The following is a 26078-nucleotide window of genomic DNA, read 5'->3' as shown; positions in this document are numbered from 1 at the left end:
GATCGACGTCCACCGTGAGCGTCTCGCCGAGGCCGACGGTCTCGTCGACGCTCGTTCCGAAGACGACCACGTTCGCCGGGGTGAGGACGTCGACGACACCGGCGTCGAAATCGCCGACGGAGACGTCGTATTCGCCGGGTTCGTCGAACGCGTGGGTAAATTCGATACCGGTAGTCTCGTTCTGCTCCAGATCGACCGTCACCGTGTCGACGGTCGTATCGTCTACCTCGAATGGCACCGTCACGTTGCCGTCCGCCCCGCCGACGTTCTCGACGTCAGCGGTGATCGTCGCGTTCTCGCCCGCGACGAGTTCGTCGGGACTCAAATCGACGTTCGAGACCGACGCGACGGGCACCGGCCCTTCGCTGAACGCGCCGAATGTGGAGAACTCGGTCACGTTCTCGGCCCAGACGTACTGTTCGGTCGTGTTGACGCCACTGACGTAGGCCTCCTCCGCCGGGGATGACCAGCTTTCGTTCAGCCGCCAGATCTCGAGCGTCGACTCGTCGATCCCGACCACGTCCGCGGTGTCGTAGTGGACGTGCAGTTGTGCCAGGTGAGGCACGTCGCCGCTTGCGGTCACGTTAACGAACGCGCCAATCGGGGTACCCTCATCGGGGAGCGTTTCCGGCGTAGAGGTCCCGTCGATCACGACGTCCTGTGCCTCGAACGAGAACGTCGTCCCGCCGAGGACGATCGATTCGAAGGCGGTGTCCGTCGCCGAACCGACCGAGACGTCGGTGTCGCTGTCGGTGACCGTCACGTTCGACAGCGAGTTGTCCGTGCCGGCGATCGAGAGCCCGACGTTCGCGCCGTCGACCGTGACGTCCGACACCTCCGTGTTCGTCGGCGACCCGAACATCCCCACACCCGTGGAGGCGTTGGTGATCGAGACGCCCGAGACGACGCTGTCGGCGGCCGAACTGGAGACGCTGATGCCGGTTCCAGTAACGTCCTCGACGGTCAGGTTCGTGACGGTCGTTCCGTCGCCGTAAATCGTCAGCCCGCCCTGAGCTCCCGTGACCTGGACGTTCGTGAACGTATTATCGTAGTTATCACTTGGTGCAAGGTAGACGGCGCTCGCTGTTCCACCGGTGACGGTCACGTCGGTGAAATCGTTGTTCTCCGCGTTGCTCGAGATGCTGACTGCACGTCCATCGCTGTCCACGTACGTAACGTCGGTGAACTCGTTGTAGACGGCATTACTGAGCCCAATAGCGTCTTCGTCAGTGTCGGCGACAGTCACCGACTCGAAGGTATTCCCCCGAACGGGCGGGTCGGTACTCACGCTTGTAAGGGAAATCGCCGTTCCTTCAGCCCCACTCACGGTCACGTTTGACAACGAGTTCCAGTCCCCGTTAACGCGAATGTCGTGCCAGCCGTTGCCGGAGACGTTCACCCCGTCGAACGTGTCGCCATTCGACGACTCGATGTTCAGGCCGTATCGGTCGTTATCGTGGGCGTCGACGTCGGCGAGGGTGTTCCCCGACGAACCGCTGGCCGTTCGGATACCGGCGACGCCATCTGAGGCGCTCACCCCGATGAACTCGTTGTTGCTCGCGGCCCACCCGAGGTTGATCGAACCCGGGTTGGAGCCAGCACTCTGCTCGGTGTCGTACGCGGTGATGTTCGTGAAGGTGTTCCCGCTCGCCGCACTGTATGAGAATCCACCGACTGTGAGCGCCCGGTTCTCGGTGTAGCGAACCGTGAGGTTCGTCACCTCGTTGTCGTGCGCGTTAGCGAACTCGGCACCAGTATCTCCGTTCTCGACGAGCACGTCCGTGACCACGCCGTCACTTCCAGAGAAGTACAGTCCAGTATCCCAGCCGTCGACCGTCACGTGCTCGACGGTGACGCCGTCCGCGTCGTCGACGTGGATGCCGTACTGAGATCCGTCGTCGTCCACGTCGACGCCCTGGATCGTGTGCCCGTTGCCGTCGAAGTGCACGTCGCTCGCGGTGATCTGGATACAGGTGTTGGATCCCGCGAGATCGCTGGTCAGCGTGTAGTTGCCCGGCATCGAGATCGTCGTACAGGTGTCGATCTCGATGGTCTCGCCCGTGAGTATTGCCACCTGCTCGGAGACCGACTCGTCCTCGCTCCGGACGGTGACGTGGTCCAGGCCGGCGTCCGCACTCGTCGTCGCCCAGGTGAGCGTCAGCGTCTCGTCGTCGCCCTCGGCCAGGGTGACGTCCTGGTTGTCGACGACGATCCCGTCGAAGTCCTCAAGTTCGATCGTCTGGGTTCCCGTCTCCCCACCCGCGTTGGTGACAGTGACGTCGATTTCGAGGTCATCACCCGCGTCGACCGGTGAGTTCGTCCCGTCGATCGAGAGTTCGAAGTGGGCGTCGAGCGGCGCCGCATCGACGGGGTCCTCGTTGAGGAACGGATCGTAATCGATGGCCGTCCCGACCGAGTCGCCCTGGCCGTCACCCTCGCCGCTCGGGCCGCTCTCGTCGCCCCACCAGTTGTTGGTGGCGTCCAGACACGGCCCATCGTAGAACCCGTCACAGGAATCTTCGACGTAGGTAACGCCGTCAGCGTTACCCTCGATGCTGTTGTACTCGAGCAGAATGTCGTCAGACTCGTCGAGATCCTCGAGAACCGCGATCCCTGTTCCCGCGTTGTTCCAGATCGCGTTGTCGGTGACCACGACGTCCGAAAACGCCGGGCTGAATCCGCCGGAGACGTCCAGTGAGAGGCCGTCCTCATTATTCGAGATCGTGTTCGATTCGATCAGGAAACCGCCACCGGACCCCGATTGCGTCAGATCGAGTCCGTGGCCGGCGTTGTCGGCGATCACTGAGTCGGCGATCACCAGGTTCGAGAGCCCAACGCCGTAGACGCCGTCGCCGTCGTTGTTCCGGACAGCGCTCTCGGTCAGCTCGAATCCCGACGCGGACGAGATGTCGATCCCGACACCGTTGTTCTCGATGGTCGCGTTCTCGGCGTGGACGTCGTCGGATTGCGAGATCGCCAGCCCGACCCCGTCGTTGTCGACGATTTCGACGCTGGTCAGCTGCGCACCGTCGACCGAATCCACGTTGGAATCGCCCAGTACGACGCCATCACCGCCGTTCTCGGCCACCGTTATGTCCTCAATGAGCGGTTCGAAGATACTCATGAGCACGAGACCGTCCCCGTCGTTGTCGGAAATAACGGTATCCGTGAGGGTGGCGTCGTCGACCTCCTCGATCCAAACACCGGTCGAGGCGCCGTCGAAAACGGTGTTGTCGTGAAGAAGGACCGTTTCCGCAGTGTGTACGTGAATACCAGTCCCGTCGCGTTCCGTGAGGTCGTTGTGCTGGAGTTCCACGCTACCGACGTCCTCGAGCCAGATGCCACTGCCTAGACCGGGATCGACCGCGGTGTTCGTAACCGTCACGTCGCCCGAATTCTCGACGTAGATCGCCGCCGGCGTCCCTCCCGCCATGCTCGACCCCGTCACGGAGACGTTCCCCGAATTCGTGACGTGGAGTCCGAGGCCGTCCGCGAGGCTGAGGTCGTCGACGTCAACATCGCCGCTCTCGGTGACCTGTATCGATGCGAGGTCGTCGCCGACGTTGACGCCTCCGACGTCGACGTCGTCGGCGAACGCCACGATCAGTTGCCCCACGTCGGCGCCGAAGGTGTGGTCGTCGTCGCCGAGGAACACCTGAATCGGGCCGCCGTTGACCGTCGAGTGGTTGAACTCGTGGTCGAAGTCCGAGGGGTCGTCGCCCTCGATCAGGACGCCAGCCTGGAAGGTGTTGTCGTGCGCGATGGTGTCGGTCGCTTCGTCGAGGAAGAGGTCGGCGTGGTTGTTCGACGCCGTGTTGTTGTGGACCGAGAGTTCGTCGGCGCCGTCGACGACGATGCCGTGGCTGGGATTGTCCGTGACGGTGTTCCGGGCGATCTCGACGTCGTTGGCCTGGTGGGTCGCTCGTATTCCGCCGTCGCCGTTATCGGTGACCTCGTTGTGTTCGACCACTCCCTCGGCCCGGTGGAGGTTGATACCGTACCCGGCGGCCCCGGAAATCGTGTTGTCGTGCAGGTTCAGGTTCTCGGTTATCCACGTAGAGTACGTCCCGCTGAAGTGAATTCCGTTCCCGCCCGCGTCCGTCACGGTGTTCCCGTGGATGGTTGTCCCGTCGAGCACGTTTCGGACCCAGATGCCGTGGTCTTCGCTGGCGACGACGGTGTTGTTCACGAGCGTCGCGTAGCTGGACCGATCGCCGTAACCGTTGATGGCGATCCCGCTGGCGCCGGCGTTCTCGATGTAATTCTCCTCGATCGTCACGTCCGCTTCGTTCGTATAAATTCCGTGATTAGTTCCACCGGTGACGGAGTTGTTCAGCGCGGTTCCGTCAGACCTGAGGAGTCTGATCGAGACGCCGGTGCCGTCCTCGACGACGTTCGAATCGACGAGCGCCGAATCGGAGTCGCGGACGGTGATCGGCTGCCAGCCGTCGGCGACGTAATTGCCGACGATCGTAATGCTTGGCGAGTCACGGACGTCGATCCCGTCGAAGTTCTCCGTGAAGTCGTTGTCCGCGACGGTCACGTCGACTGATCCCCGAATCGAGACCCCGACCCCAGCGTTCGACGCGTCGTTCTCGGTGATAGTGTTTTCGGAAACGGTGGCTCCGGGAGCGTTCTCGATGCTGATCCCGTGGAGACGGTGGTCGTGTGCGTGGTTGTTCGAAATCAGCACGTCGGTCGCGTCGTCAACGCGAATACCGCTGTGTCCGCGCTCGACGGTGTTATCGTCGATCGACGCCTCGTCGGAGCCCCGGACCGTGATCGCGCCGGGACGGGTCACCATGTACGCCTGGCCCTGGCTGGGCTGGGTCGTCAGCGTCGTGTCCGTCACCGTGTTCTCGCTGATCTCGGCGCCGTCGCTGTAGGCCACCTGGATCCCGACCGCAACGCCGTCGAGGTCGCGGTCCTCGATGGCAACGTTCGTCGAATCGACGACGACGATCTGTGCGGCGTCGACGGGGATCGTTGGATCGTCGGCGCCCGAGACGTAGTACAGCTCCTCGCCGGCGACGGTGTTGTCCTCGACGGTGTGCTGGAAGTGGGACAGGTCCGTCCCGTCGATGAACAGCCCCGTCTCGAATGTGTTGTCACGAACCTCGGCGGCAGTCGACTCCTTGAGAACCAGGTCGGCTTCGTGACCCGATGCCGTGTTCGCCTCTACGATCGTTCCGTCGGAGCCGTCGACGATGACCCCCACGAAGTCGTTGTCAGTGAGCTGGTTGTTCGTCACCTCGACGTTCAGGGAGTCGACGACGAGGATCCCGCTCCCTTCGGAGAGGACGCCGTCGTTTTCCCACACCGTGTTGGCGTCGATCACGACGTCGGTCGAGTCCGCCACGACGATCCCTTCCGTGTTGTCGTGCACGTCGTTGTTGGAGAGTTGGGTTCCCTCGGAGCCCTCGACGTGAATCCCGTGGGCGTTACCCGTCACGTTGTTCTCCGTGAGCAGCCCGCCGACCGAGTCGGCGATCAGCAGGCCATGGTCGTGGCCGGTAGCGTAGTTGTCGGTGACGACGGCGTCCGTCGAGCCGTCGACGTGAACCCCGCTCTCGTCGTTGCCGTCCAGTACGTTCTCGCTGACCAGCACGTCGGTGGCGTCGACGACCCGGATGCCGTCCGCCCCGTTGTCCGCCGCGTCGTTTGCGTCGACCTCGACGTCGACGCCACCGACGACGCGGATCCCGTCGCGCTCGTTCTCGCTGACGTCGTTTTCCTCGACGACGGTGCCGTCGGCACCGGAGACGCGGATCCCGTCGCGCTCGTTCGCCGTGGCGGTGTTGTTAGTCACGGTACCGCCGATCGCGTCGGTAACGTGAATGCCGGCCTCGCCGTTGTTCGTGACGACGTTCTGCCGGACGATCGCGTCGGTCGACCCTGAGAGCCCCAGCCCGTGGCCCAGGTTGTCGCTGACGGTGTTCTCCTCGACGGTCGTGCCACTGGAGGCGTGGACCCTGAGCGCGGCCGTGTCCGCCCAACCCTCGATGGTCGCCCCCGAGACGGTGTTGTTCCGTACCTCGGCTCCGTCGCTGAACGCGATCTGCAGCGGTGCGGCCGAGCCCTCGAACGCGTGATCTTCCACGACGAGGTCCGTCGCGTCGACGAAGATGTGCTGGCCCGCGCTCTCGTCGACCGTCGGCGCGGTCTCGCCCTCGGAGTAGACCAGCGCCGCCCCGTCGACCGTGTTCCCCTCGACCGTGTGGACGAAGTGGGCCAGTGCCTCGCCCTCGAAGAAGACCCCGGTCTCGAGGACGTTGTCGAGGAGGTCGGCGTCCGTCACGTTCTGGAGCACGACGTCGACGCCGAAGTTCCCACCCGAAATCCCGTTGTCGTCGAGGGTCACGCCGTCGGACTCCGCGACCAGCACCGACGGCAGTTCGCCGTTGTGCCTCTGATTGTCGGCGATCACGTTGTTCGAGAGGGTGACGTCGGTCGAGTCCACGATCTCGATCCCCTCCCAGTTGTTCTGGAAGCTATTCGCGTCGATGGTGACGTCGGTCGAGCCATCGACCACCAGCGTCCCCACACCGTCTCCTCTGACGTCGTTGATCCCGTTGCCCTGCACCAGGACCTCGTCGGAGTCGACCACGGTGATGGCGCTGTCCGTGCCGGAGCCGCCGAGTTCGCTGTCCAGCACCTGCACATCGCTCGAGGAGACGATCTCGACGCCGACATCGTCGTTCTCGATCGAGTTGTCCCTGAGCTCGACGCCGTCGGAACCGGCGACCTCGATCCCGATCTGGTTGTTCACGACATCGACGTCCGCGACGACCGCCCCGTGCGCTTCGTCGAGCAGGATGCCGTGGGTGTCGAAGCCCTCGGCTCTGAGGTTCTCGATGGTGACGTTCTCGGCCGTGACGGTGATCGCCACGTCGTCGCCCCAGCTCGAGGAGATCGTCGGCGCGTCGTCCACGCCCGCGAGGGTGAGCCCCGCCGTGGCGATCACCAGTTCCTCCTGGTAGGTCCCGTCCTCGACGCAGATCGTGTCGCCGGGGTCGGCAGCGTCGATCGCGTCCTGGATAGACTCGTCCTCGGCGACGACGGTGCAACCGTTCAGCGAGGTGGAAGTAGCCGTCGTAGTACTCGGTTCTTCGGACTGCGTCTCCGTCTCGTCCCCTTCGTCGGTGGAATCGGTCTCATCCCCTTGGTCGTCCGACTCAGTTGCGGTGGGTTCCGATCGGTATGACGCAGGTTCGTCCTCGCCGTCCGACGTCGCGTCATCGCTCCCGTCAATATTCGGGTCGGAGTCGCCCACCTCCTCGCCATCGTCCCCTTCGGTCGGCGACGAATCAGTACCTTCCCCGTCGAGACTGGCCGACGCCAGCCCCTCGGTGTCGTCGGCCCACCCACCGTCGACGCCGTCGCCCGAGACGCCCACGGCGCCGACCGGTGCCACGACCGAGCTCACCATGAGTACGGAAAACAACACCGCAAACGCCTGCACCCTGATATTTCCCCAGTCGCCACACGAAGAAATTCGATTCATACGGATTGTCACCGTCAAGAGACTATAGCTTGGCGCTTACCTCCCGGTGGGGCGGAGGTTACCCCGAGGTAAGCCCGGCAGGGGGAAGTGACGCCCGTGCCAACACCACCTCTTCGCGTCCGGCTTAGGCCTCGCCGTCACCCGCGTTTGCGCCTTCGTGGTCCGCGGCGAGCGCCTCGATCCGTGCACACAGGTCGGCGTACCGATCGCTCTCGGCCAGCACCGCAGCCGAGACGTTCGACGCGAGCGCCTCGCGTTTCTCACAGAGCGCGTGGTACTCACGTTCGACCGCCGGCTCGCCGTACCGTTCGATCTGGGTCTCGATGACGGCGCCGACGGCCTCCTTCGCGGCCGGTTTCCGCACGACCGCGTCGCAGTCGCGATCGAGCAACCCGAGGTCGATCCGCTCGGTGCGCAAGGCGACGAGTCGACACGCCTCGGTGACGCCCCCGACGAGCGCGGGGACGTCGACGTGTTCCGATCCGGGGAGGTGCGCGTCGTAGACGACGACCGTCGTGTCCCGATCGACCGCGTCCAGCAACTCGGTCCGGTCGTGGGCGCGATGAACGACGTAGGTCGGTTCGAACCAGCGCTGGAAGAGTCCCGTGAGTCGGCTATCCTCGTCGGCGACGACGATCACGGGCACGTCCTGGCCCAGATGGCGACCGCCCCAGTCCGCCAGGCACTCGAACACCGACTCGAGTTCGTACCCGGCGTCGGTGAGTGCGTATTCGACGCGTAGGGGCGACTCGGTGACGACCGTCCGTTCGACGACGCCGGCCTCGACCAGCGTCTCGAGGGACTGCGTGAGGACCTTCGAGGAGACGCCGGAGACGACCGACTGAATCCCGGAAAAGCCGAGTGGTCCCTCCTCGGCCAGCGCCAGCACGACCGCCGGCGTCCACTTCTTCGAGAGGATCGAGAGCGTGGCGAACAGCGCGTCCTCCCGGTCGCCACGCTCGTCGCCCATTACACGACCCTTCCGAGTGCGTGCGGATATACGTCACGGCTGCCCGGACGAGCCTCCGCCCCATCTCGTCCGCAGTCACCCAGCCGCGTCCGTCACCGGCCCGTCCGCTTCGGGCGGGCGCTCGAGCGTGACCGCGATCTGCGGGCCGGGATCGACCGCGATCGAGCCGCCGAGGTGCTCGATCACGGTCGCCGCGAGGTAGAGCCCGGTTCGCATCCGGCGGGCGGACTCCGAGGGCGTGTCGCGATCGTTCAGGAACGCCGCCTGCCCATCGCTGAGGGCGACTCCGTCGCCCTCGAGCGTCACGGTGACGTGCTCGTCGTTCGCGGCGATTCCGACACGCGGTCGGGGCGGGTCGTCATCGCGTATCTGGATCGCTTCGGCGAAGAGGTGCTCGAAGACCGACCCCAGCATGGGCGTCGCGAGGACCGGAACCTCGCCCTCGGTTCCCTCGAGGGAAAACTCGACGGCCGGGTGCTCGCGGGTGAACCGCTCGATCTCGGCTTCGACGATCGCGTCGATCGATCGGGCTTCGAGCGTCTCCCCGGTCTCCTCCTCGACGACGGTCACCACGTCCGCCGCCGCGTCGGCGAGTTCGACCACGTTCGCGAGGGCGTCGTTCAGGGCGTCGACGGCGTCGGCGTCGCCGGCGTCAGACTGTCCCGCCAGTTCGCCGACCCAGCCCACGGCGACGCTCATCTCTCGCTGGATGTCGTGGCCGATGATCCGGTTGAGCAGGGCGAGGCGCCGGTTCGTCGCGACCAGGTCGAGTTCGTGACGTTTCAGCTTGATCGCGTAGCGGATCGCCCGGTCGACGAGCTCGCCGTCGATCCGACCCTTGACGAGGTAGTCCTGGGCGCCGGCTTGAATCGCCCGCGTGCCGGCGACGTCCTCGTCGTAGGAGGTGAGCGCGATGATCGGCACGGTCGGCGCGTGGTCGACGAGCGCGGAGACGGTGGCGACGCCCCGGCTGTCGGGCACCATCAAATCCGAGAGGACGACGTCGACCGACTCCCGATTCAGGACGTCGATCGCCGCCGCGAGCGAGTCCGCGTGGTGCCACTCCCCGACGGTGACGGCGGCGCCAGTGGCGGTGAGATCGCCGTCCCCACGCCCGCGGACGATCCGCTCGACGAGCGCCGCCTCGTCGGGGGAATCCTCGAGCAACAGCACGTCGAGTGGACCGGTAGCGTCGGTCTCGTCGCCGGCGGCTACGTCCATCGGCTCACCGGCCCAGACCGCGATCGGTTCGGCGGCGACGCGACGCGACAGTCCGGAGTCACCCTCGCGAGTTGGTCGCCGGATACACTATCTCTTTCGACGATCGGTCGAGAGGCGAGCCGAACGACCGGGCGGCCGACGGGGAGTCCGATAGCTACCGCTCGTGACGCGTCACGCCGTCGCGATCTCGGAAGCCCCCGGCACCGATCACGTCGTCCGGACCTCGAACCGGGCGCCGCCGTCGCGGCCGTCGTGAACCGAAACGCGCCAGCCGTGGGCTTCGACCACGTCCCGCACGATCGCGAGTCCGAACCCGGTGCCGTCGTCGCTGGTCGTGTGACCGCGCTCGAACACGTACCCGCGGATGGACTCCGGAATCCCCCCGCCGTCGTCCTCGACGAAGAAGCCGCGTTCGTCGCCCTCGAGCGCCCCGACTCGGACGGTCACCGGTCCGTCGTTGTGGTCGACGGCGTTGCGAAAGAGGTTCTCGAAGACGTGGCGCAGCCGCCCGTAGTCTCCGTCGACCGTCCAGTCGGCGTCCAGCTCGCAGACGAGGGCGGAACCGTTCGACGAGGTCGCCTCCCAGGAGTCCGCGGCGACCACCCGCACCGCGACCGGCTCGGTTTCGGTGATCGTCGTCCCGGCCCGGGCCATCGTCAGGAACCGGCGGATCATCGTCTCCATCCGATCGAGGACCTCCTCGATCATCCGCACGTCCTCCCGGCTCCCGGATTCGCCGGCCATCCCGGCGTAGGTCTTCGCGAGGCCGATCGGGCTCTGCAGGTCGTGGCTGATGACGCCGGCGAACTCGTCGAGGCGCTGGTTCGTCCGCTCGAGCTCGCGCTCGCGCTCGTTACGCTCGGTGACGTCCCGGATGCTGACGACGACGCCGCCGACGATGTCGTTGTCGAGCAGGTCGACGGAGCCGCCTTCGAGGCCGACCCACGAGCCGTCGCGGTGGCGGCCCCGGTATTCGAATCGGGTCTCGTCGTCGGATCCCGTTCGGAGCCCCTCGAACGCCTCGATCGCCCGCGGTCGATCGTCGTCGTGGACGTAGTCGAACACCGACTCCCCAACGAGTTCGACGGGACGGTACCCGAGGACGGTCCGGACGGACGGGCTGGCGTAGCTGATCTCGCCGTCGGCGGTCACCACGACGACGACGTCGGAGACGTTCTCGATGAGCGCCTGGAACCGCCGCTCGGCCCGGCGCTGCTCGGTGACGTCCCTGAGCAGCAACACCGCTCCCGCCGACCGCTCGACGTCGACGGTCGAGGCGGTCGCGTCGACGATCGTCTCACCTCGCGCGATCGTCAGTTCCGTGCGCTCGCCCTCGAGGAGCGGATCGCACTCGGGCAGGACGTCCCGTATCGGTTCGCCCACCGTCACGTCACCGCCGACCAGCGATCGGGCGGCCGAGTTGTAGTCGACGACGCGTCGGTCGCCGTCGATCACCAGGTAGCCGTCGCGCATCTCGTCGACGACCCGGTCGCGAGCGATCGGGACGAGGTCGAGCCACCGGTACCGATACAGGGCGACGGCGATGAGGATTCCCGTCGCGCCGAACCCCCAGACGGAGTAGTTGATCGCAGTTATCCCGCCGAAGGCGAGGACGTTCGCGGCGCCCGGAATGAGCGGCGCCAGCACGACGAGTCGCGACTGCTCGTGGTAGACGCCGCTGCCTCTCGCGTCGAGGTACTCGAGGAAGAACAGGAAGATGCCGCCGGCGGAGAGCGACCAGTTCCAGAAGACGTAGAGCCAGTACCCCGCGTTCTGTCGCTCGACGACCGGGAGGAGCACCTCGGTGTACGCCATCGGTTGGTGCATCCAGTGGTGGATCGGATCCGTCCAGATCACGACGAGCCACGCGCCGGTCCCGAGGTAGACGAGCCCGATGCGACCCGGGCGGAGCCAGTCGGTACGACCCGTGTACGTGAGCGCGAAGTGAAAGAGGCCGGTCGCCATGACGACGGCGCCCGAGTTGATCACCACCGCCAGCGCGAGCCCGACCGCCGGATCGGTCTCGACGAGCAGGAGCCCCTGCGGGATCGTCCACAGGGAGATTCCCGCCAGAAAGGCGGCGAGCGGGAGCGGGTTCGCGTCCGGCCGCGTGCGCAGAACCCAGACCGCGAGGCCGGCGTTCAAGAGCCCGATCCCGACGAGGGACGCCGCGTGCGCCGACGTGAACTCCACCGTCACGGACGCTAAAGGGCGGGTCGGCGAGAAATACGTTGTGGAGGGGGCGCGGCGGTCGAACTTGTTCGATCGACGGGTCGGACGTCGACTCGTCGGTCACTCCGGCAGTCGCTCGACCTCGACCGCGCCGTCCGCGACGGTCGCTCGCAGCATCGTCTCACGATCGGCCGGCGACGCGCCGGTCGCGCTGCCCGGGTTCAGAAACCGAATCTCGTCGACGCGCTCGTCGACCACCGCGTGGGTGTGACCGGCGACGGCGACGATCGGTTCCTCGCGGCTCTCGAGGTCGACCATCTCGCGGATGGTCGAGAGCGCCCGCTCTCGGTGACCCCGCGGACTGCCCGAGCCGTGGGTGACGGCGAACGTGACGCCCTCCACGGAGAGCGTGGCCACGGTCGGAAGTTCGAGTTCCGCCGGATCGAGATTCCCGCCGACGGCGGTGAGCGCCGACTCGCCCCCGACGAGGTCGGCTACGGTCTCGTACGCGTCGGGGGAGTCGACGTCCCCGGCGTGGATCGCGCGGTCGGCGGCGTGGAGTTCGTCGGCCACCCAGTCGGGGAGCCCGTTCGCGCGCGACGGGACGTGCGTGTCCGCGAGGATCGCGATGTGCGTCATAGAACCACCTAGGACGGCCGGGAACGTCAATGGCGGACGTGGCGGTCACGGCCCGGTTGCACTTCGCCGAGCCGGCACCGCCGGACGTCCGACTCACGCCGCCCGCGCCCCGAAGAACAGCGCCGCGCCGCGGCGGTCGAACTCGACCTCCTCGAACCCCGCCTCCCGGAGGCGCGCCCGCAGGTCCGCGGGTGCGAAGGGATCGGCGCCGATCGTCGCCCTCGCGGCGGCCCGAACCGTCGGCGCGGCCATCACGTACCGGTCGACGAGCGTGGCCCCGGCGAACCACCCGCCGTCGCGAAGGACGCGGCGGACCTCGTCCAGCGCCGCGTCCGGATCGGGAAGGAGGTGCAGCGCCCAGCAGCAGGCGGCCCCGTCGAAGGTTCCGTCGGCGAACCACAGCTCGTCGGCGCTCATCCTGGCGAACGTCGCGTTCTCGATCCCCGCCCGATCGGCGTACCGCCTGGCGCGCTCGAGCATCCCCTCGGAGACGTCGATCCCGACCGCGCGATCGACCGATGGTGCGACGGCGCGGGTGAAGCGGCCGGTGCCACAGGCGACGTCGAGCACCGTCGCTCGACCCCCCTCGCGGTCCGCGACTCGGCCGACCGCCAGCATCCGGACGACCCGCGTCCGGTCGTCCCGCGGAGCGAACGGCCCCCCGACGAGCCGGTACAGCGGCGAGAACCACGCCGGCGTCTCGTAGATCGCCGCGAGGCGGTCGAACAGCTCCTCGCCCGAGGACGCGTCTTCGGGTACCGGAAAGCGAGGGAGGTCGCCGTCGACCACCGGAACGGCCTCGCCGCAGTCGCGACAGCGGAGAGCGTCGTCCCGTCGTTGCAACTCGCTCCCGCACCGGCGGCACGCGTACGTGAGGTCGCTGGCGACGCTCATCGGAGCGTCCTACTGCCCGGACCGGCGTAAACGCCGCCCCGGCGATCGGCGGGTTGGCGACGCTCTCGGCGCGGACCGGCTCCCCCCACGTCTACGCCGTAGACGTCGGAATGCGGCTGGTCGTCGTCGCGGCGGGCGGTCTCGTTCGCGTCGCACCCCGAAAGCGCTTCACCGCGAGCGGCCCACCTCCCTCGTATGAGCGAGACGGACGGCGCGAACCACGTCGTCACCGCGTTCCTCCGGAACCGGGGCGAGGTGCTCCTGTTGAAGCGCAGCGACGCGGTCGGCACCTATCCCGGCCGCTGGGGCGGCGTTTCGGGATACGCCGAGGACGAACCCGACGAGCAGGTGCTGGTCGAGATCCGCGAGGAGACGGGGCTCGATCCCGAGACGGACGTGACCCTCGTCAGATCCGGGCGACCGGTCGAGTTCGCGGATCCGGAGCTGGACCGCGAGTGGGTGGTCCACCCGTCCCTGTTCGACTGCGAGAGTCGAGCGAAGCGAGAATCTCGGGACGAACGAGCGGCGAGCAACCGAGGGGAGCGCGCCGCGAGACCCGAAATCGAGCTGAGCGAGGAGCACGTCGAGTGCGCGTGGACGCCCCCGACCGCGATCGCGACGGGCGAGTACGAGACCGTCCCGAAGCTGTGGGACGCCTACGAGCGGGTCGCCCCCACCGTCCGCTCGATCGCCGCCGACGACGAGCACGGCGCCGCCTCCCTCTCGATCCGCGCCCTGGAAGTGCTCCGCGATCGGGCCGGGCTGCTGGTACGCGAGCGCGAGGGCGAGGGCGAGAACGAGAGTGAGGGCGAGGGAGACGAACCCGACCGGGTCGCCGAGTGGGGCGAGCTCGCGGACCTCGCCGGGCGGCTGTTCGAAGCCAGGCCCGCGATGGCGGTAGTGCGAAACCGGGTGAACCGGGCGATGGCCGACGCCGAGGACGGGGACGGGACGCGCGACGCGGAAACGGCGCTCCGATCGACGATCGCCGCCGTCGAGCGAGCCGTCGAGGCGGACGAGGCGGCGGCCCAGCGCGCCGGCGAGTTCGCGTCGGGTCGGGTGCTGACGCTCTCGCGATCGGGAACCGTCCTCGAGGCGCTTCGGGCCGGCGAACCGAACCGCGTGTTCGTCGCCGAGTCCCGCCCCGCGCGCGAGGGCGTGAAGGTGGCCGAGGCGCTCGCCGGGGACGTCCCCGTCACGCTCCACACGGACGCGGCGACGGCGCACCTGCTCTCCGCCGAGAAGATCGACGCCGTGCTCGTCGGAGCCGACGCCGTCCTCCCGGACGGCCGGGCGGTGAACAAGGTCGGCACGCGCGCCGCGGCGATCGCGGCCGCTCGCGAGGACGTCCCCGTCTACGCGGTCGCCGCGATCGACAAGGTCTCGACCCGCGAGGCGGTCAACCTGGAGTCCGGCGACCGGTCGGCGGTCTACGAGGGCGAGGCGCCGCTGGACGTGGCGAACCCGACCTTCGACGTGACGCCCGCCGACTGCGTGACCGGAATCGTCACCGAGCGCGGCGTGCTTGACGCGGAGGGCGTCGCCGCGGTGGCGGCGGAGTTGCGGGAACTGGAGGGGTGGGACGACGTCCGGTCGAATTCGTGAGATGCCGCCAGTGAAGCTTCACTTCGTGGGGTTTTTTGCGCTCGAAGTCCCTACCGATAGTCGGTGGCGATGACGAAAGTTACCCCCGCTCAGCCCCTTGTGATGAAACCATTTACTGAGCCACCACGATTCGCGACGTCGTAACGAGTCGCATAGTGGAACAGTCGTGGGCGATTTCCGATAGTAACGGTATTCGTTCGACACCCAGCTATTCGCCTCGTGGTCCCGATGGGAATAACGTATCGTTATTGTTATTTATCGTCGTTGTGGATTTAGACTGGTGCGACGGGTCAACACGTTCGAAGTGAGACCGTTGAGAAAACGGGACGAGCTCTTACTCCTCGAGCTACTCACCGCAGCCGCTTCGCTATGGAACGAAATTACGTACGCGAGACGGCAAGCGTTGTTCGCTGGCGAGAACGTTTGGGAAGCCGGGATTGAGAGCCGTTGTTCCCGGTACAAAGGAACGCTCGGATCCGCCAATTCCCAACAAATCGCTCGACGCAGCGACGAAGCGTGGCGAAGTTTCTTCGCACTCCGCGACGGCGGCAGCAACCCGAAGCCACCCGGATACTGGAAGGAAGGAGATCAACGTGATCTGCAAACGCTCGTCAGAAACGACCAATACACTATCGAGTGGGGAACCCGTAGTCGGCTAGAAATACCCGTGGGGTTCGATTTGAAAGAGAAATACGGACTCGGCTATTACGAGCGCCTTCGGTTGGAGGCGCGAGGGAATCCGCGGTGGGACGGCGAACAAGGTCGTCTCGAACTCGTTTACGATCGATGTTCCGATTCGTTCAGAGCACGACAACCCGTCAAGAACGCCCGTCGAAGGCGGGACGAATCACTGGCGACCGCGTCGAGCGACGAGAACGCGATTGCCGCTCTGGACATCGGTGCCAACAACCTCGTCGCCGTTACGACGACTCGAGGCGATCGACGTCTCTACCACGGACGCCCTCAGTTCCGTCGGTTCCGTAGAACGACGGAACAGATTGCGGAACTCCAGTCGGACCTCGAGTCGAGCGATCGAACGAGTCGACGGATTCGTCGAGAGTACCGGCGTCGAACCCGACGTCGGAACCACGTGCAGGACGCGCTCGTACGCGACCTCGCAGAGTGGTTACGCGAACGGAGCGTCGAAGTGGTACTCATCGGTGCGCTGACCGGCGTGCTCTCCACACATTGGTGTTCCCGCGTGAACGAAAAGACCCATCAGTTCTGGGCCCACAAGAAATTTCGACGACGGTTGCGGGAAGTTCTGGATGGTGAATACGATATCGAGGTTCGAGAGGTAGACGAGAGCGGTTCGTCTTCTCGATGTCCTCGGTGCGATGCGCGGGACGTATCCAGAAACGGCGACACGTTCCGTTGTAATGAATGTCCGTACGAGGGGCACAGCGATCTGGTCGGGAGTGAGAATTTGCTCCGAGCGCACGCGAACTGTGGGTCGATGGCACGGCCGGCGGCTCCGGATCGGAACGGGTCCGGAGGAGGATACCGCGAGGTACCTCGCCTCGAGTGGAACGATCATCGGTGGCAACACCGTGATCGATCGACCAAAGTGGATCCCGCGAACCGAAGTATCCCGCACAGGGAGAAACTTGCCTCCGGTAAATCGGGTGCGACCTGATTTACGCGGCGGAATCCTCACCGAATCGTGAGGTGGATGTCAACCCCTCCGAGCCCCGTGTGACGAGGAACCCACCCCGAGCCGCCCGTTCTGGAACGGACAAAGCTTCAACAGCGCCGCCTGCGTACCGGCGGCCATGACAGCCGACGTCTCGATCGATCGTCTGGGGATTCACGACTCCGTCGCGGCGGTCTTCCCGCCCGCGGAACTCCGCGCCGAGCTGGAGGAGCTTCCCGTGGGCGTGTCGATCGTCGGTGACGACGACGCGGTCGACGGGAGCGGCGGTTCGGTCGCCGATCCGCCCGTCGACGCCGTCGTCACCTTCGAGCACCGCGACTGGTTCGCCGACCTGGCCTGGGTGCACTCGATCCAGGCGGGCGTCGACCGCTTCCCGCAGGAGACCTTCGCGGACCGGAGCGTCGTCCTCACCAACAGCACCGGCATTCACGACCGGACCGTCGGCGAGACCGTCGCGGGCTTCCTGCTCTCGTTCGCGCGCCGGTTACACCGTCACGTCGCCAACCAGGGGAACCGTCGCTGGGATCCGCCCGAGTGGGACGAAGCGTTCACCCTGCCCGGCACCCAGGCCTGCGTGCTAGGCACCGGAACGCTCGGCCGCGGGGTCGCCGAGGTCTGCGGCGCGCTCGGCGTGGAGATGACGGGCGTCCGCCGATCCGGCGATCCGGTCCCCGGCTTCGAGGCCGTCCGCCCCGTCGAAGAGCTCCACGAGGCCGTCGCCGACGTCGACTTCGTTATCGTCACCCTCCCGCACACCGACGCGACGGACGGGCTCGTCGGTGAGGACGTGTTCGCGGCGATGGGCGAGGACGCCTCCCTGGTCAACGTCGGCCGCGGGCCCGTCGTCGACGAGGCCGCCCTGATCGACGCGCTCGAGGCGGACGAGATCGCCGGCGCGGCGCTCGACGTCTTCGAAACGGAGCCCCTCCCCGAGGACTCCCCGCTGTGGGGGATGGACGAGGTGATCGTCACGCCCCACTGCGCGGCGTTCACCCGCGACTACTTCCGGGACATCGCCGACCTCGTCCGCGAGAACGTCGGCCGGATCGAGCGCGGCGAGGAGTTCTCCAACCGGGTGGTCTGACCCGAGAGCCGTCTATTCGACGCCCCAGGCGGTCTATTCGGACGTCAGTCCTCGACCCGTTCGAGGACGATCCGCGCTTCGAACCGCCCGCGCTCCGCGGCTTTCTCCCGCCGGAGCCGGTCCAGCCGCTCCGCCGATATCCCCTCGTGTTTCCGGATCGCGTGGAGCACCTCCAGAATGTCGGCGAGCTCCTCGGGATCGCCGCTCTCCCGGTACTCCGCGACCTCTTCGTCGAGCTTCTCGAGGAGCCGGCGCCCGTACTCCGCGTCGTCCGCGACGCGAACGACCGGCCGCTCGCCGTTCCGCTCGATGATCGCCGGGATCTCGTCCCTGACGAGCTTGTCGTACTCCGTCACCATGGTCACACGTGCGGGGATGCCCACGTCGGTTTTTCGATGGGATCGGCGGGTCGCGCCGAGCGCCTCCTCCGGTGGTCCGCGGGCGGCGGGTCGTGACGACGACGGTCGGCGACGCCGGCGGGTTCGCGCGGCGAGTACCGTGACAACACGCCGCGATGGCGGTGCGAATAGTGTCGCTCAAGTAGGGATCCGTTCGTAGCCCCGTTCGTGACCGAAGTAACCAACCCCAACGAGGCTGACAAAGCGCACTGGCGGCAGACGTCGATCATCGCCACCCTCTGGACCGCGGCCATCGTCGGCGCGGGCACGCTGTTGGTGCTGTTCAACGACGTGTTCGCCGGCCTCTTCTGACGGCCGTCGCCTCCCGCACCACTATTCCCGTTCGTCGCGAAGGAGACGTCCATGGTCTCGATCCGCCCGGCCAGGCCCGCCGAGTGCGAAACCGTCGCCGACCTCCACGAGCGCTCCATCCGCGCGCTCGGGCCCGCGGCCTACGACGCCGAGCAGGTCGACGCCTGGGCGGCGAACAAGGACCCGGACCGGTACGCGATCGAGGAGCCGGGGTCGCACTTCGTCGTCGCCGTCGAGGGGGAGTCGATCCTCGGCTTCGGCGAGCTCGTTCCGGACGAGCGCGAGGTTCGCGCCGTCTACGTCGATCCGGAGCGCGCGGGCGAGGGCGTCGGAAGACGGCTCCTCGCACATCTCGAGGCGACCGCCCGGGAGCGCGGGCTGGAGCGCCTCCACCTGCGATCGTCGAAGAACGCCGCGGGCTTCTACGAACGCTGTGGCTGGCGAGCGGGCGAGACGGTCGTCCACGAGACGACCGGCGACGTCGAGCTCGGGTGCGTGCGGATGACGAAGCGACTCGACGGCGGGTGAGTGGCGAGGCGACTCGACGGCGGGTGAGTGGTGACCGCGACCGGGAGGGATGCGCGAACCTTTAGGTCGATCCGCCGAGGAGTGGCGGTCATGTACGGCATCCTCACCAGCGACGTCGGCCTGGCACGCGAGGGCGTCGGCGACGTCACGCACTTTCTCGCCGACGGGGTCGACGGCCGCCGCCGCGAGCCGATCCCGGGTGCGGTGAACGCGGTCGCCTGCTGGGGCGACACGGGGACGGTGCGCGAGGAACCGGAGCGCGCGGCCGTCGCCGCGGACGGCTCTCGGGCGACGCCCGACGCCGAGGGCCACCACTGGGGGACCGTCTGTCCGACCGACCCCGACTACCGCGACCCGCTGCTCGAGCGGATCGAACGGGTCGGCGACGTGCGGCTGACGACGCTCGGGTTTCCGGGGGACGCGTTCTGCCGGTGTAGTCGGTGCGAGGAGCGGTTCGCTCGAAGCGAGCGGACGTCGCGCGAGGACTGGCGCGCGGACGCGATCACCGAGTTCGTGGCCGCGGCCGCGGCCCGCGTCGACGGCGACGTGCTCGCGACGCTGTACCCCGATCCCTACCCCGGAAACCTCCGCGAGCGCGCCGGGCTCGACCCGCGGGCGCTCGAACCCCACGTCGACGGCTTCCTCGTCCCGCTCTGCGGAGACTACGGGACGCCGTACTGGGTCGAGTCGCTCGCCCGCGGGTTCGGCGCCGAGCTGGGCGAGCTAGACGCGGACGTGACGGTACAGCTCTCGGCCGACGGCGCCGACGCGGACCGGCTCGAAGACGTGACGCGGATGGTCGAGCCCCACGGCGATGCGGTCGTCTACGGGACGTTCCCCGACGACGCGGCGACGGTCCGGGAGGTGATCCGGCGGCGAACCGAGGCGGCGGAATCGCGACCGGTCGTCGCCCGGTAGCGCGGGAGTCCGATCCCCGGCTCGATGCGTTCTCGCCGACGCGGTACGCGACCCGAACCGGCGAGCCGGCCGACCGGAACTCGTTTCATCGGGCCGTCGCGCCTCACCGCACGGTCGCACCGCATCCCGCCGTCGCACCTCACCACATCCCGCTGTCCCACCTCACCACATCCCGCCGTCGAACCGCATCCCGTCGTCGCGCCTCACCGCGCCGCCGCGCCCCACCGAAAACCGAGGCCCAGACTCGCCCCGAAGAGGCCGAAGCACAGGGCGAAGAGCCCCGCGAGCACCAGCGACATCGTCGCGTTCTCGACGCTCGTCACGGCGGGGTCCCAGAAGGGTCGCGTGGAGGGAAGGGCGAAGGCGGCGCCGAGCGCCCACCCGAGGACGACCCCGTCTCCCCGGTAGGCGAACAGGGCGACGGTCGCCGTCGCGACGAGGGCAGGGACGCCGAACCAGACGTAGAGCGCCGTCGTCCCGGGAAACACTCCCTCGGTGACGCCGACGAACAGCAACCAGGCGTATCCGAGGGCCGCCAGCGCCGGGACGGCGAGCAGGTGGCGGCGTCTGCGGTCGCCCGGCGTCCCGAAGAGGAGGGACCGAACGGTCGAACGGCGTGCCATGCCGGCGATGAGGTGTCGAAATGCATATATTTTGTGCGTCGGTCGAGGGAGGCCGCCCGTGGAATCGGTGCCCCGAGCGCGATGGCGCCCGACGGCCGGGACGATGGCGAGCCGAACCGAACGCGTCGTGTGAATCGCGCTTCACAGAACGGTTATTGAAGATTCGGCCGATGGTCCGTCCGTGAACGCCACGATCATTGGCTCCCAGTTCGGAGACGAAGGGAAAGGCGGCGCGGTCGATCGCTTCGGCGAGCGCGCCGACGTCGTCGTCCGCTACCAGGGCGGCGACAACGCGGGCCACACCGTCGTCCACGGCGGCGAGACCTACGAGCTCAGGCTCGTGCCGAGCGGCGTCGTCCGCGGGACGACGGGACTGCTGGGCGACGGCTGCGTCGTGAACCTGGCGACGCTCTTCGAGGAGATCGACCGGCTGCGCGAGCGCGGACTCGACCCCGACGTGCGCGTCTCCGGGCGCGCCCACGTCGTCCTCCCGTACCACCGCGCGCTGGACCTGGCGTCCGAGGCGGCCAGGGGCGACGACCTCGCGGTGGGCACGACCGGAAACGGGATCGGTCCGGCCTACGAGGACAAGGCGGGCCGGCGAGGGATCCGCGCGGCGGAACTCCTCGAGCCCGCGGCCGTCCGCGAGCGCCTCGAGCACGTCGTCCCGAAAAAACGGGCCGTCGCCGAGGCCGCGTACGGGCTCGATCCGGACGATCCGGGAGCCGCGCTGGCCCCGGATCGCTCGGCGGCCGCGGACGCCGCGTCCGACGCCGGCGAGGGCTACGCCGTTCGCGACCTCGAGATCGCGTTCGACGTCGACGCGATCTGCGAGCGCCTTCGGACGTACGGCGAGCGCCTCGCCGACGAGGGGATGGTCGTCGACGGCGGCTCGTACCTGGCGGACCGCCGTCGCGAGGGCGCGCGGATCCTGTTCGAGGGCGCCCAGGCGACCCACCTCGACCTCGACCGGGGCGACTATCCGTACGTCACCTCGTCGAACCCGACCGCGGGCGGGGCGATCGTCGGGAGCGGGGTCCCGCCGGCCGCGGTCGCCGACGGCGTCACCATCGGCGTCGCGAAGGCCTACCTCTCGCGGGTCGGGCGCGGACCGATGCCGACCGAACTGGACGACGAAACCGCGGCCGCCCTGCGAGAGCGCGGCGGCGAGTACGGCACCGTGACCGGTCGCCCGCGACGGATCGGCTGGCTCGACCTGCCGATGCTCCGGGACGCCGCGCGGGCGAACGGGTTCGACGGACTCGTGCTCAACCACGTCGACGCGCTGGCCGGCCTCGAGCGGGTCCGGATCTGCGAGGCCTACGAGCTCGACGGTGAGCGGGTCACCACCACGCCGCCGACGGCCGCGGCGCGGGCCCGCTGTGCGCCCGCCTACCGGACGGTCGACGGCTGGTCGGATCGCGACTGGTCGGCGGTCGCGGCCGAGGGGTACGACGCGCTCCCGGCGAACGCCCGCGCCTACGTCGAGCACGTCGGCGAGGCGCTCGAGGTCCCCGTCTACGCGGTCGGCGTCGGGCCGGGCCGCGAGGAAACGATCGTGCGTCGAGCGCCGTTCGCGTCGACCGAGTGCTCCAGCGCCGACCGAGTGGCGACCGATCGCGGACGCGCCGAGCGAGCCGCGTTCGACCGGGAAAACAATGATCGAGAACGAGCAACCCACGAGCGTGGGTGACGGATGACGACCGCGGACGAACGAATAGCCGGAGACCGCCGATGACCGACGACGAATCGACGACCGGCGCGGACGAGCTCGATCGCGAGACGGCGTTCTCGCTGCTCGCCGACGAGACCCGCGTCCGCATCGTCACGGAACTCGGGGCCGCGACGGCCTCGCCCGAGACGGGCATCCCGCGGCTCTCCTACGCCGATCTCCAGGAGCGCGTCGAGATTCGGGACTCCGGGCGGTTCAACTACCACCTGACGAAGCTGGTCGGCAACTACGTCGCCAAGGAGGACGACGGCTACCGGCTCCGGTGGCCGGGGATGGTGCTGTACCGGACGCTCGTCGCCGGGCTGCTCACCGGCGAGGCGGACCCGGCGGTCGAGCGGTTCTCCGTCGGCGCAGACTGCCACCGCTGTGGCGACCCCGTCGAGGCACACCTCTACGAGACGCTCTTCCGGGTGCGGTGTTTCGCCTGCGATGCCAACTACGCGGACGTCTACGTCCCCGCCCGCGGGCTGGTCGACGGGGGGAAAGCGGACCTCCTCGACGCGGTTCACCGGCGCACCCGGACGATCATGGATTCCATGACCGCCGGCCGGTGTCCGTGGTGCGCCAGCGCCGTCGACCCCGAAATCCACGAGGGCGACGGCGCCCTTCCATCCGCCCACGACACGCGCGACCTCGACGCCTACGCCGTCTACCACTGCACCGAGTGCACCGGCTTCCAGTACGCGCCGGTCTCCCAGGTGCTGTGCTATCGGCCCGTCGCGATCGCGTTCTACCACGACCACGGGCGGGACCTGACCGAGATCGCCGTCTGGGAACTCGAGTGGGCCGCCACCGACGAGACGACGACCGTCCTCGACGACGATCCGTGGCGGTTCTCGGTCCGCGTGCCCCTCGAGGACGAGGCGCTGGTCGTCGAGCTCGACGACGAGCTGGCGGTGGTCGACGCGCGGCGGATGGCGCGCGACGGCGCGTGACGTGGCGAACGGGGAAAACGTGAAAGGACGCGACGGGTGGCGCCGAAGCCGCGCCTCAGTTCGCTCGGGTCAGTTCCGTCCGCTCAGTGGTCGTCGTGGTCGTCGTGGTCGTCGTCGTGGTCGTCGTGGTCGTCGTGGTCGTCGTGGTCGTCGTGGCCGCCCCGGTTCCCGCTGACGACCTCGAACGGCCGCATCATGTCGTGATCCTCGTGCTCGAGGGTGTGGCAGTGGAACGGATACATCCCGGCGTGGTCGCCCCACTTGATGGCGATCCGAACGGTCTCGCCGGCGTCGACCATGACGGTGTCCTTCCCGCCCCGCTCGTTCGGGGGCGCGGGCTCCCAGGCGTGCTCTCCGTGGTGTTCCGCCCACGCTTCCATGTACTCGTGGTGGTCCTCGCCGGGCGCGTAGACGGTTTCACCGTCCATCTCCATCTCGTGGATGCGCCCCTCCAGGCCGAGCTCCCGCGAGGCCTTGATCGCCTGCCCGCGGTTGTCGTAGGTGGGCAGGTCGTCGTGGTCGTCGTGGTGCGTGTGGCCGCCGTTATCCCCGTGATCGTGATCGCCGTGCTGGCGCCGGCCGACGACCTCGAACTCCACCAAGTGGAGGTGGATGGGATGGGCGTGGTGGTCGTCGTTCTTCAGGTCCCAGATCTCGGTGGTGCCGAGCTGGGGCCGGTGCGCGATGGGATCGGAGGCGCGTCGCCCGTTCAGGGTGTGCACCACGAGGCCGTGCTCGTCCTCCTCCATCCCCATCGTCATCGTCCGCTTCGTCGTCGCGGCCTCGGGGTTCGCGGCGGGACGGTACGGGAGGTCGAGCGTGGCCGGGTCGGCCGTCTCGTCCGCGGACTCGGTCTCCTCGGCGACCCGGAACTGCACGATCTCCTGGAGATCGGGACCGTGATGGTCGTCGTGGTCGCCGTGGTGTTCTTCCCACGCCATCATGTACTCGTGGTGGTCCTCGCCGGGCGCGTAGACGGTGTGGCCGTGGTCGTCCTCCATCTCGTGGGTGCGCCCCTCGAGACCCAGGTCGTGGGAGGCCTCCTCAGCCTCCTCCTCGGTCTCGTAGGTCGGGAGGTCGTCGTGATCGCCGTGATCGTGGTCCTCGTGGGCGACGTGGTTCTCGAGCGTGAGGGTCTCGCCGGCGTGCTCGGAGAAGTCGACAATGACTTCTGCGCGCTCGAACGGGCCGAGCTCGAGCGTCTCGAGGTCGCGGTCGGGACCGATCTCGACGACGTCCTTCAGGAAGCCGTGCCCGGCCGATATCTGGTGGCCCAGCGGGACATCGTGGCCGTCCTCGTCGTGGAGCCGGAAGCCGAACGTCCGGCCGTTCGACGGTGTGATGATCCGGAAGCGGTACCGCCGGGGCTCGACCTCCATGTACGGCCAGACCGCGCCGTTGACCGTGGCGGTATCACCGACGAAGTCCTCGACGAACTCGTCCGGGTAGTAGAGCTGGCCGTCCTCGGTGAACGCCTTATCGGCGATCACGAGCGGCACGTCGTAATCGCCTTCGGGCAGGTCGAGGCGCTCCTCGCGGCGGTCCTTGATGAAGTACGGGCCGACGAGGCCGGCATAGTTGTTGAGCCGGCTGAGCCCGCGCGTGTGGTCGTGGTAGGTCGTCGTCAGCCGGGACTGCCGGTTCGGGATCTCCTGGACGTCCTTGGCCCGTCGCGGGCCCTCGACGCCGTCGGGCGAGATCCACATGTCGGCCTGTCCGTCGTCCTCCGACGGGACGTTGAGCCCGTGGAAGTGCACGGAGTGGCGGACCTCCGGGACCGGCTCGTCGCCGTCGTACATGTGGTAGTTGTCCGCCGTGGTCCCGCGTATTCGCTCGTCGACCTCGAAGAGGTGTTCTTCGCCCATGTCTTCGTTATCGAACCGGACGGCGAGGCGCTCGTTCCGGTCGGCCGCGATGATCGGTCCGGGGAACTGCCCGTCGAAGCCCCAAATCGTCGTCGGATCCAGGTCCGGGTGGAACTTCTGCTCAGCCTCCTCGATCGACACCTCGTAATAGGTGGCGCCCCGGCGCTTGCCGTCCGGCTCGCGCTCCCCTGGGATCGGCACCGGCTGGACGAACTTCTCGAGGTCCGGCGACGAGTGGTGATCGTCCATCTCCGCCACCGTACTCTTCGACACCGCCCCCGCGATACCGAGCGCCGCGCCGACCTGTAGCAGGCGGCGCCTCGACAGGCGTTTCATCGGCAACGCCTCCCGTTCGCAACCACCCGTTCCGATCGTCGGCTCCCGCTTTCCGTAGTTACCGCTGGCCACCAAGTGATCGACATCGCCTCCGACGTTATTAATTATTTTAATTAAGTCTTTCGGGGATTTCGCCGTTCACTAAACTCTTTCGCTGAATATGTTCAATATATTTATAACGTAATGCTGACTGTTTGAGTTGCCATTGATAATGTTTTTGGCCGATTAGGAGTCGAATCTTCGTCCCCGTCGGACGGAGACCGGAGGACCGCAGGTCGAACCACGACCGAGAACGGGGGCGCGGACGCTCCCAATCGATCTCGAAGGCTGAGGGTTCCACCCCCTCGGTGGCCTCCTCCTACTCCGCGCGCGGAAACGTGAACCGGTGCTGGTCGGTCACTTCGCCGGACGGTCTCGGAGAGTGCTGGCCCATCAGTCATCCGTGGCGACCGCCGTACCGTTCGGCGTACTTCTCGATCGTGCGACGGGAGGGCTCGTTCCCGGCGCCACAGGTCGTGTCGTACGCCTCCGGGTCGTACCGTTCGAACGTCGGTTCGACGAACGCCGACGCCCGCCTGAGGCCGGACTCTCGGCCCTGGTGCTCCCGGGCGGGGACGATCGCGCCGCCAGTCGTCGCCGCGACTCCGATGGCGCCGACGGAGATCACGGCCGTTACGGATCGAAATAT

General features: G+C 67.6%; 18 protein-coding genes. 8 read left to right on the top strand and 10 right to left on the bottom strand.

What is annotated here, in order from left to right; genetic code table 11:
• The 6 genes from QZT59_RS05950 to QZT59_RS05925 form a co-directional block, all read right to left on the bottom strand.
• A partial coding sequence (locus QZT59_RS05950) for a right-handed parallel beta-helix repeat-containing protein (protein ID WP_290812740.1) occupies positions 1–7414 on the bottom strand: 7414 nt, incomplete at its 3' end.
• A gap of 214 nt (positions 7415–7628) precedes the next feature.
• Positions 7629–8474, bottom strand: coding sequence for a winged helix-turn-helix transcriptional regulator (locus QZT59_RS05945; RefSeq protein WP_290812737.1), 846 nt, complete (start codon positions 8472–8474; stop codon positions 7629–7631).
• A gap of 75 nt (positions 8475–8549) precedes the next feature.
• A complete protein-coding gene (locus QZT59_RS05940) occupies positions 8550–9695 on the bottom strand; it encodes a response regulator (protein ID WP_290812734.1) in 1146 nt (381 codons plus the stop codon).
• Between the two features lie 207 nt (positions 9696–9902).
• Entirely contained in the window at positions 9903–11894 is a 1992-nt protein-coding gene (locus tag QZT59_RS05935; RefSeq protein ID WP_290812731.1) for a histidine kinase N-terminal 7TM domain-containing protein, read from the bottom strand.
• Between the two features lie 93 nt (positions 11895–11987).
• A complete protein-coding gene (locus QZT59_RS05930; RefSeq protein WP_290812729.1) occupies positions 11988–12506 on the bottom strand; it encodes a metallophosphoesterase family protein in 519 nt (172 codons plus the stop codon).
• Between the two features lie 93 nt (positions 12507–12599).
• Entirely contained in the window at positions 12600–13400 is an 801-nt protein-coding gene (locus tag QZT59_RS05925; RefSeq protein WP_290812726.1) for a class I SAM-dependent methyltransferase, read from the bottom strand.
• Positions 13401–13595: 195 nt separating this feature from the next.
• Here QZT59_RS05925 and QZT59_RS05920 point away from each other — a divergent pair, with 195 nt between their 5' ends.
• The 3 genes from QZT59_RS05920 (at position 13596) to ddh (ending at position 17743) form a co-directional block, all read left to right on the top strand.
• Complete coding sequence (locus QZT59_RS05920; protein WP_290812723.1) at positions 13596–15005, top strand: NUDIX domain-containing protein; 1410 nt, start codon at positions 13596–13598, stop codon at positions 15003–15005.
• A 280-nt stretch (positions 15006–15285) separates the two neighbouring features.
• A complete protein-coding gene (locus QZT59_RS05915; protein ID WP_343195725.1) occupies positions 15286–16641 on the top strand; it encodes a transposase in 1356 nt (451 codons plus the stop codon).
• A gap of 136 nt (positions 16642–16777) precedes the next feature.
• Complete coding sequence (ddh, locus tag QZT59_RS05910) at positions 16778–17743, top strand: D-2-hydroxyacid dehydrogenase (RefSeq protein WP_290812720.1); 966 nt, start codon at positions 16778–16780, stop codon at positions 17741–17743.
• Positions 17744–17787: 44 nt separating this feature from the next.
• On the opposite strand, the gene QZT59_RS05905 is transcribed toward ddh, so the two are convergent.
• On the bottom strand, positions 17788–18102 hold the full coding sequence (locus tag QZT59_RS05905; RefSeq protein WP_290812717.1) for a nucleoside triphosphate pyrophosphohydrolase: 315 nt from the start codon (positions 18100–18102) through the stop codon (positions 17788–17790).
• Positions 18103–18309: 207 nt separating this feature from the next.
• On the opposite strand from QZT59_RS05905, the gene QZT59_RS05900 reads away from it, so the two are divergent.
• The 3 genes from QZT59_RS05900 (at position 18310) to QZT59_RS05890 (ending at position 19899) form a co-directional block, all read left to right on the top strand.
• A complete protein-coding gene (locus tag QZT59_RS05900) occupies positions 18310–18453 on the top strand; it encodes a hypothetical protein (RefSeq protein ID WP_290812714.1) in 144 nt (47 codons plus the stop codon).
• A gap of 51 nt (positions 18454–18504) precedes the next feature.
• Positions 18505–18981 (top strand): GNAT family N-acetyltransferase, encoded by a 477-nt coding sequence (locus tag QZT59_RS05895; RefSeq protein ID WP_290812711.1) that lies wholly within the window; start codon positions 18505–18507, stop codon positions 18979–18981.
• Between the two features lie 90 nt (positions 18982–19071).
• The gene (locus QZT59_RS05890; protein ID WP_290812708.1) at positions 19072–19899 is read left to right on the top strand and encodes a hypothetical protein; all 828 of its coding nucleotides are present in this window, start codon (positions 19072–19074) and stop codon (positions 19897–19899) included.
• Positions 19900–20102: 203 nt separating this feature from the next.
• Here QZT59_RS05890 and QZT59_RS05885 read toward each other — a convergent pair whose 3' ends face one another.
• Complete coding sequence (locus QZT59_RS05885; RefSeq protein WP_290812705.1) at positions 20103–20522, bottom strand: hypothetical protein; 420 nt, start codon at positions 20520–20522, stop codon at positions 20103–20105.
• Between the two features lie 181 nt (positions 20523–20703).
• Between QZT59_RS05885 and QZT59_RS05880 the strand changes: the two genes are divergently transcribed.
• Together QZT59_RS05880 and QZT59_RS05875 are read left to right on the top strand one after the other, a co-directional pair.
• Positions 20704–22215, top strand: coding sequence for an adenylosuccinate synthase (locus QZT59_RS05880; RefSeq protein ID WP_290812702.1), 1512 nt, complete (start codon positions 20704–20706; stop codon positions 22213–22215).
• A gap of 41 nt (positions 22216–22256) precedes the next feature.
• Positions 22257–23189 (top strand): hypothetical protein, encoded by a 933-nt coding sequence (locus QZT59_RS05875; protein ID WP_290812700.1) that lies wholly within the window; start codon positions 22257–22259, stop codon positions 23187–23189.
• 83 nt (positions 23190–23272) lie between these two features.
• On the opposite strand, the gene QZT59_RS05870 is transcribed toward QZT59_RS05875, so the two are convergent.
• Together QZT59_RS05870 and QZT59_RS05865 are read right to left on the bottom strand one after the other, a co-directional pair.
• On the bottom strand, positions 23273–25462 hold the full coding sequence (locus tag QZT59_RS05870) for a multicopper oxidase domain-containing protein (RefSeq protein ID WP_290812697.1): 2190 nt from the start codon (positions 25460–25462) through the stop codon (positions 23273–23275).
• Positions 25463–25826: 364 nt separating this feature from the next.
• Positions 25827–26057, bottom strand: a complete 231-nt coding sequence (locus tag QZT59_RS05865) for a hypothetical protein (protein WP_290812694.1) — start codon at positions 26055–26057, stop codon at positions 25827–25829.
• Positions 26058–26078: the final 21 nt, after the last annotated feature.

The organism is Halovivax sp., assembly GCA_007119345.1.
In the GTDB taxonomy this organism is placed as follows: Archaea; Halobacteriota; Halobacteria; order Halobacteriales; family Natrialbaceae; genus Halovivax.
Note: the sequence above shows the minus strand (reverse complement) of the source record. Positions and strands in the feature narration are given on the sequence as shown.